General features: G+C 56.0%; 7 protein-coding genes. 3 read left to right on the top strand and 4 right to left on the bottom strand.

Going from position 1 to position 7,094, the window contains the following annotated elements:
- Positions 1-262 precede the first annotated feature (262 nt).
- Positions 263-760 (bottom strand): ferritin, encoded by a 498-nt coding sequence (locus CRD20_RS10520; protein ID WP_070438323.1) that lies wholly within the window; start codon positions 758-760, stop codon positions 263-265.
- A 103-nt stretch (positions 761-863) separates the two neighbouring features.
- Between CRD20_RS10520 and CRD20_RS10515 the strand changes: the two genes are divergently transcribed.
- From CRD20_RS10515 to msrB, 3 genes are read left to right on the top strand one after another with little or no spacing between them, the layout of a single operon-like run.
- The gene (locus tag CRD20_RS10515; protein WP_187405362.1) at positions 864-1,676 is read left to right on the top strand and encodes a dihydrofolate reductase family protein; all 813 of its coding nucleotides are present in this window, start codon (positions 864-866) and stop codon (positions 1,674-1,676) included.
- Positions 1,677-1,687: 11 nt separating this feature from the next.
- Positions 1,688-3,076 (top strand): glycosyltransferase family 87 protein, encoded by a 1,389-nt coding sequence (locus CRD20_RS10510; RefSeq protein WP_224433107.1) that lies wholly within the window; start codon positions 1,688-1,690, stop codon positions 3,074-3,076.
- Positions 3,069-3,494 (top strand): peptide-methionine (R)-S-oxide reductase MsrB, encoded by a 426-nt coding sequence (gene msrB / locus CRD20_RS10505; RefSeq protein ID WP_187405361.1) that lies wholly within the window; start codon positions 3,069-3,071, stop codon positions 3,492-3,494. Before CRD20_RS10510 ends, msrB begins: the two co-directional genes overlap by 8 nt.
- A 91-nt stretch (positions 3,495-3,585) precedes the next feature.
- Here the strand turns inward: msrB and hemQ are convergent, their stop codons facing one another.
- The 3 genes from hemQ to hemE form a co-directional block, all read right to left on the bottom strand.
- Positions 3,586-4,284 (bottom strand): hydrogen peroxide-dependent heme synthase, encoded by a 699-nt coding sequence (gene hemQ / locus CRD20_RS10500; protein WP_049173031.1) that lies wholly within the window; start codon positions 4,282-4,284, stop codon positions 3,586-3,588.
- 84 nt (positions 4,285-4,368) lie between these two features.
- Positions 4,369-5,847, bottom strand: a complete 1,479-nt coding sequence (hemG, locus tag CRD20_RS10495; RefSeq protein WP_187405360.1) for a protoporphyrinogen oxidase — start codon at positions 5,845-5,847, stop codon at positions 4,369-4,371.
- A gap of 105 nt (positions 5,848-5,952) precedes the next feature.
- The gene (gene hemE / locus CRD20_RS10490; RefSeq protein ID WP_187405359.1) at positions 5,953-7,062 is read right to left on the bottom strand and encodes a uroporphyrinogen decarboxylase; all 1,110 of its coding nucleotides are present in this window, start codon (positions 7,060-7,062) and stop codon (positions 5,953-5,955) included.
- Positions 7,063-7,094: the final 32 nt, after the last annotated feature.

Raw genomic sequence — 7,094 nt, 5'->3', positions numbered from 1 at the left:
GAGTCCTACCGCTCCCCTGGGTTAAGCAGGAAAAATGTTGTCCGGCAGGCGTCTCGGCTGGCAGGTTTCCCAATTCGGCGAGCTCTGCTGAGCAGCTCGCTCGTCTAAAGGCTATGGATGGTCAACCCAGAACCGCTCCACAAATCTCGGTTTGCCTGGACGCCAAGCCCATCAATTGATACTCCAGCTGAATAGAAATGACCGCCCCAGGGATAAGTGCCTGGGGCGGTCATTTCTATCGAACTGTGAACCGAGCTCGATATTAAGCTGCGTCGCGAGCGCCAAGCTCCCGGTCGATACGCAGCAGGCCAGCACCGTTGTCGCCAACAATCTCCAGGCGACCGATGATGCCACGCACGGTGTCCTCTTCCTCAATCTGCTCAACCACGAAGCTGTCCAGCAGCGGGCGGGAGTCGAGATCACCCTCGCTATCAGCAAGCTTGCGGAGGTTACGGATAGATGCCGAAACCTTCTCTTCATGCTCGAGAGCAATGCGGAATGCATCGATTGCGGAAGTGACCTTCACCTCCGGTGCGTCGACAGCACCAATCTGCGGGTGGTTGTCGCGAGCATCGAGGTGTGCGATGAACTGGTTCGCGTGATCAACTTCCTCATCCGCCTGTGCACGCATCCACTCTGCCATGCCGGAGAAATCCAGCAGGTCCAGTTCGATTGCCAGCTGGCGGTAGACGTGGGAAGCGGTGAGCTCCATAGTGATCTGGTCGTTGAATGCCTTCTCAAGAGTATCTGTTAGTCGCATGCCCCTACTATAAGTCCAATCCTTATAAATGACAACGATTATAATACTTCCCTTATAAGCCAGGCCTTGCCTATTCTGCAATCGTCGGCTTAACCTCGGCGGTATGGCTACACTCACCTCCGTAAGCCCATCGACCGACGAAATTCTGCAGTTTCTTTCTCGACCTGCGCAAACGACACATGATACAGCGGCGGTGTCTCACAACACCTCCACCGTCACTGCCATCGCCGTCACCAGCTTGGACGGACGCGGCGCCGTCGAAGGCACCTCAGGCCAGCTTGGGAATGACACCGATGCCACGGTTTTCAACACGCTTCGCGCGCTTGCCGACGTCGTTTTCGTTGGTACAGGCACCATCGCGGCTGAGGGTTACGGGCCAGTTGAGATACCGGAGTACCTAGAGACCGTTCGACAGAAGCTAGGTCGCTCCAAGCACGTGACGATGTCCACACTCTCGCGCTCGTTGGATTTAGATATAAAATCCGACTTTTTCGCGAATGCAGAAGTCAATCCTCCGATAATCTTCACCCAGACTGAAGATGCTTTTAATGATGAAGAGGCAAAGACCGCTCACAAGGACAAAGCTAGAAAGATGGAATCGGCCGGGGCTCGCGTCGTTAAGCTCCCTGATCCCTCGGTGAAAGCGGCGTTTGCGTGGCTGGCTGAGCATGGGTATCGAGACATTGTCGTAGAGGGTGGGCCGACGATATTTCGAGAAGCATTCAAAAACGGGTGCGTCGACGAACTGTTCCTGACGTTGTCGCCGATGTGGGTGGGTAACGGTCCCCTGACTTTCGGAGAGAACGACCCTGATGAGGACTCGAACTCGACGAACCCGCAGGCTTTTGAAGTGCGGGATATCCTGCATTCCGACTCACACATCTTCCTACGCTATTCCCGCAGCTTCACCCAGTAGGGTGGAGTATTGTGAGTAAACCAAAAATCGACGTGAGCGCAAGCGCAACGGCATTAACGCAAACGTCCAAGGACACGCCAGAGACAAATTCGGTGGCAACACGCCCTCTGTCTCGGCACGTGTCGCGAGGACTCAGCGCTTTCTTGTGGCCTATCGCAGCTGTGGTGGTTTTTCACCGCACCTGGGTTTTGCCGAAAGACGTTTCTGGCACAGATGACTTTACGACGGTCTGGTCGGCAATTAATCGATTCGTATCGCAGGTACCCGTTTATTCGGAAGACTACGTAACAGCCGATCCGCACTATCTGTATTCCCCAGGCGCTACCCTACTTTTAGCCCCGATTGATTTGTTCGGCTCGCTTGAATCGGGCCGAATCTGGTTTGCGGTATTTCAGTCAGCTGCAATCATTGCGGCAATTGTGTTGTTACTCAGGTGGCTTGGTATTGCGCGCTCTGGCCCCATCATTCCAGCGTCGATAGCACTGCTCTACCTCACGGAACCCGTTACCAACACCCTTGATTTTACGAACGTCAACGGTTCACTGTTCCTTGCATTAGTGCTGTTTTTTATTGCACTGACCGAGCGACGCAATATCCTAGCCGGCCTGATTATCGGTATCGCAATCACCATTAAGCCCGTATTCTTGCCAATGCTGTTCCTACCGTTTATGCGCAGGCAGTTCTCTACGGTACTGACCAGTATCGGGGTGGTAATTGCAGCCAATGTCATTGCGTGGCCGCTCATGGTCCAACCACGTGACTACCTAGATATCACTATCCCCTACCTGGGAGTTGTCCGTGACTTTGCAAATGCTTCACTGACTGGACAGCTTGTTTGGCTGGGCGCCCACCCGACACTGATTTTGCTGTGGCAAATCTTTTTCGGCATTTTCGTCTTGGTATCTGTCGTGCTCCTTCTTCGCTGGCTCGAGAGGGATGAGAAATTCTGGATTGCTACGACTTCCGGAGTTCTCTTCACCGGCGCGTTCTTCCTTTCCAGCCTGGGACAGCAGTACTACTCGATGACGCTCTTGCCAATGGTTCTCACCGTGCTTCGCCCATTGGTTTTGGCTCGCGACAATGAAGGAAATATTGGTTCGACTGTCATGTTGAATTGGGGCGCAGGACTTGGAGTCGTACTCTGTTTCTTCTACGCCAATTGGTGGATTGATGAAGATGACCTCTTTTTCCCGTGGTTCACGGTTGCAATCGGCGGTATTGGATGGGCCGTTCTTATACTCTCCATCACGGCAGCACTCATTCGAATGACGATTGTGGATGCCGTCAATGGGCGTAGCTTTGCATCCGGCTTCAGCTGGCTGAGCGGCTGGAAGATAGCAGACAGGAAGCCTAATCACGAATCTGATCTCAAGTCTGAGGAGGCTATTCAGAATGGTTGATTCGCATAGCGAAGACTGGAATCTGAGCGAAGAAGAATGGCGCGAACGCCTCAGTGCCGCGGAGTACCAGGTTTTGCGTCAGGCAGGTACTGAACGCGCCTTCACCGGTGAGTACACCGATACCAACACTCAAGGTGTCTACCGCTGCCGGGCTTGTGGTTACGAGCTGTTTCGGTCGAACGAGAAGTTCGACTCTCACTGCGGTTGGCCATCTTTCTTCTCTCCACTTGCAGGAGACCGCATTATTGAGCGCCGAGACACGAGTCTCGGTATGGTCCGTACCGAAGTGCTGTGCAGTCGTTGCAAGTCTCACCTCGGCCACGTCTTTGAGGGTGAGGGATACAATACTCCGACCGACCTGCGTTATTGCATCAATTCAATTTCACTCACGCTGGAACCGGACAAGACGGCTGAATAACTAGATAGAGAAGCAGCGCCGCTGGTCAAAACCCCGTCAGTTAGCGGGGCTTGACCAGCGGCGCTGCTGATTCTCTCGTTGATTGCGTGAGCTACGGCAGAACGTTGATAATCTCCGCAATGTCATCGACGCGACGGCCCGTGTGGAACGGAATCTCTTCGCGGACGTGCAGACGAGCCTCGGTGTAACGCATCTTCCACATCAAGTCCACAATGCGGTCGAGCTCCGGCCCCTCGAATGCAAGGATCCACTCGTAGTCGCCGAGTGCGAACGCCGGGACAGTATTGGCGCGCACATCCGGGTAGTCACGACCGGCCATACCGTGTTCAGCAAGGATGCGGCGTCGCTCGGTCGGCTCCAGCAGGTACCAGTCGTAGGAACGAACGAAGGGGTAAACCGCAATCCATCGTCCCGGCTCTTCACCCATGATGAACGACGGCAGGTGCGACTTGTTGAACTCAGCTGGACGGTGCAGCGCAGCGTTCGACCAGTGCGGAGTGGATGCCTTGCCCAGCGGAGTCTCGCGCAGGAAGGCGTTGTAGAACGCCTGCAGGTCTTCCAGCTTCTCTGCGTGGATCCAGAACATGAAGTCGGCTTCAGCACGCATGGCCGAAACATCGTAGAAACCACGGATGATCAGATCAGTGTCTTCGTAACGAGCCAGGAATTCCTTGGTCTTAGCCACTGCCTCTTCGCGGTTATCACCGAGTGCACCAGGGGTCACCTTGAAGGCAGACCACATGGTGTAGCGGATGGTGTCGTTGAGCTTCTTGAAATCGAGCTTGGTCATTAGTTGTCTCCTAGTTCGGTTGAAAGGTTTGTTTAAAAACGATGGGTCAGCGCCAGTTTCGTACTCAGCACCAATCTCGCAGCTTTACGCCAGCTCCGCAGCAATCTTGCTGGCCGCAGCCTTGGCGTTGGAGATACATTCCGGAATGCCCGGGCCACTGAGCCACGCCCCTGTTGCTGCAAGCTTAGGCACCTCGGCCAAATCCTGGCGAGCAAAATCCATCAGGCCTCCATGCCCCATATCGAAGCGTGGAATCCCCGCCCACCAACGCTGGACGAAAACCTCAGTCGGTTCGGCATCAAAGCCAGTCGCCTTAGCCAAATCCGCCTTTGCCCTGGCGATGAGGTCCTCGTCGCTACGATGCACGTGCGAGTCATCATCAAAACGGCCGAAGCTTGCCCTCACAACGGCACTGTAGCGCTCACCAATATGTGGCCACTTCCGGGACGACACTGTGAAAGCTTTCGCGGACAGGTCCGCACCAATCTCGCACAACACGCCGTTGATCTCCGGCAGTCCTTCCGACGAGTCGAAACACATACCGACCACCGCCGAGTTCGACGTGTCTACCCCACCAATGAGCTCAGCCGCCTCTGGCGCAAGATTGTTCAACAGCTCCGATGTGGTTGCAGAAGGTGCTGCCAGCACAACACCGTCGACGTCGATAGTGCTAACGCTCGTGCCGCTTTCCGACGGCAGTTCCACAGTGACCTCAAAGCCATTGTCATGCTGCCGCAGACCAGTAGCCTTCGTCGACAAGAGGAGTTCGGCTCCCGATTCGTCGACAAGCGTGTTGTAGAGAACCTCGAAGCCATCGCGGAACGTTTGGAAGACCACCGGTCGCTTCGTCTTCGTCGAGTCTGTCGCAGCCTCACTGCTCAGACGCGCCTGCTGCGCCTGCTTACGTGCTTCCAGAACGCGCTGGACAGCGCCGGTGAGGCTGACATGATCACCGACACTAGCCATTTCATCAAGCGCTGCCGTCAGCTGTGGAATGGTCGCACGCAGGCCCAGGTCGTATGCGGTGGTTGAGTAGACGCCTCCGAGCAGCGGGGAGACGATGCGGTCAACGACTTCCTCACCGAGCCGCGCCGCGACCAGCTGGCCGACATTCATGTCGTCTCCCAGTACCCAGTGCAAGGCTGGAGTGAGCTCGGGGTTCGACTCGGCATCAATCTTGGCGAGGGTGGCCTCGCTGAGGAGGTAGCCCAACCCTTCTGAGCTTCCTGGAATACCGGTGACCGTGTTGCGCGGAAGGTCCTTGAGTTCACCGCCGATGTAGAGCTTGGAAGGCAGCCCCGAAGGAGCGACTAGCTGATCTGCCAAACCGAGTTCCTTGAAAAACTCGGTGGCATCGTGACGGAACGCCAGGTACGCCTCAGCGCCCGCTTCGAGAGGGCCGTTAGCTCCTGGTCGAGTCTTCAGCTTGCCGCCGACCTGTGCACTGGACTCGATGACAATTATTCTTGCGGCAGGTCCGAGCTTTTTACGCAACTCATACGCTGCGGTCAGGCCGGAGATACCGCCACCTATGACGGCAATGGTAGAAGGTTGTGCAACCACGGTATTTCGTACGCTTTCTCTATGCCCGCGCCTCGAGCGGGCACGGTCGATAAGACTTGTAGGAAATTAGCTAGTGCGTGTTTTACACGCCTGTTGCGTCGGCTTTTACGTTGCGTGAATGATCTCAACGGCGCGCGTAATCGCGTCGGCATCGGTATTCGGTAGCACCCCGTGGCCCAAGTTGAAGATATGCCCACGGGCGTCACCACGCTTAATTGCACGGTCCGCCTCAGAGCAGATGCGCTGAATCTCTTGGGTCATTGCATCTTCACCGGCAAAGAGAATCGCCGGGTCAAGGTTGCCCTGCAATGCAAGGCTGTTTTCCGCCGGGTCTGCGCCTCGGTGAACGTCGGAAAGCGTGGCACGAATGCGGTTGGCAGCAACGTCCAGTGGCACGCGCCAGTCGACGCCCATGACTTCTGGGCCGGCTTCAGCCATCGCACCGAGAAGCTCGCCGGTGCCCACACCGAAGTGGATGCGCGGAATGCCGGCGTCGGCGACAGCCTGGAAGATTTCCTTCGAGTACGGCAACACAAAGCGGCGGTAATCACGCTCGGTGAGATAGCCAGCCCAGGAGTCGAAGAGCTGAATAGCGTCCACACCAGCGCCAATCTGCGCGCGCAGGAAAGCAATCACCATCGGAGTGATTTTCTGCATCAGGTGATCCCACAATTCAGGGTCCGAGTGTATCAGCGCCTTAGTGCGCTCGTGATTGCGGGATGGACCGCCTTCAATCAGGTACGACGCCAAGGTGAACGGTGCACCGGCGAAACCAATGAGTGCCTGGGTATCATTCAGCTCTTGCAGAATGAGGCCGATACCCTCGGCCACAGGAGCGAGTTGCTCTTCCGTGACTTCCGGTAGAGCCTTGATGTCTGCTTCCGAGCGCACCGGAGTATCCATTACTGGACCGCGGCCAGGAACAATATCCAGGTTGACACCCGCAGCCTTCAGCGGCACGACGATATCGGAAAAAAGAATCGCAGCATCAACGTCGTGCCTACGTACCGGCTGCATAGTAATCTCAGCGAGCAGTTCCGGACGGAAACAGGAGTCCAACATACCGATGTCCTTGCGCACCTCACGGTATTCAGGCAGTGAACGACCGGCTTGCCGCATAAACCACACCGGGCGGCGCGACGGAGTTCGACCGTAAGCTGCATCAAGAATCGGGGCATCAGTCAAAGTGCGACGATTGTTCATAGGGACAATCATGCCCCACTTACCTTAGAAATTGATGTGTGGGG

Origin of the sequence: Corynebacterium sp. LK33 (genome assembly GCF_014334955.1) — a bacterium.
GTDB classification, from domain to species: domain Bacteria; phylum Actinomycetota; class Actinomycetes; order Mycobacteriales; family Mycobacteriaceae; genus Corynebacterium; species Corynebacterium jeikeium_D.
The sequence above is the reverse complement of the archived record's forward strand: the minus strand, read 5'-3'. Positions and strand labels throughout refer to the sequence as shown.

Coding starts and splice junctions, on each gene's coding strand:
- hemQ (WP_049173031.1), bottom strand. CDS start 4,284: ATGACCAAGCTCGATTTCAAGAAGCTCAACGACACCATCCGCTACACC.
- CRD20_RS10520 (WP_070438323.1), bottom strand. CDS start 760: ATGCGACTAACAGATACTCTTGAGAAGGCATTCAACGACCAGATCACT.
- msrB (WP_187405361.1), top strand. CDS start 3,069: ATGGTTGATTCGCATAGCGAAGACTGGAATCTGAGCGAAGAAGAATGG.
- CRD20_RS10515 (WP_187405362.1), top strand. CDS start 864: ATGGCTACACTCACCTCCGTAAGCCCATCGACCGACGAAATTCTGCAG.
- hemE (WP_187405359.1), bottom strand. CDS start 7,062: ATGATTGTCCCTATGAACAATCGTCGCACTTTGACTGATGCCCCGATT.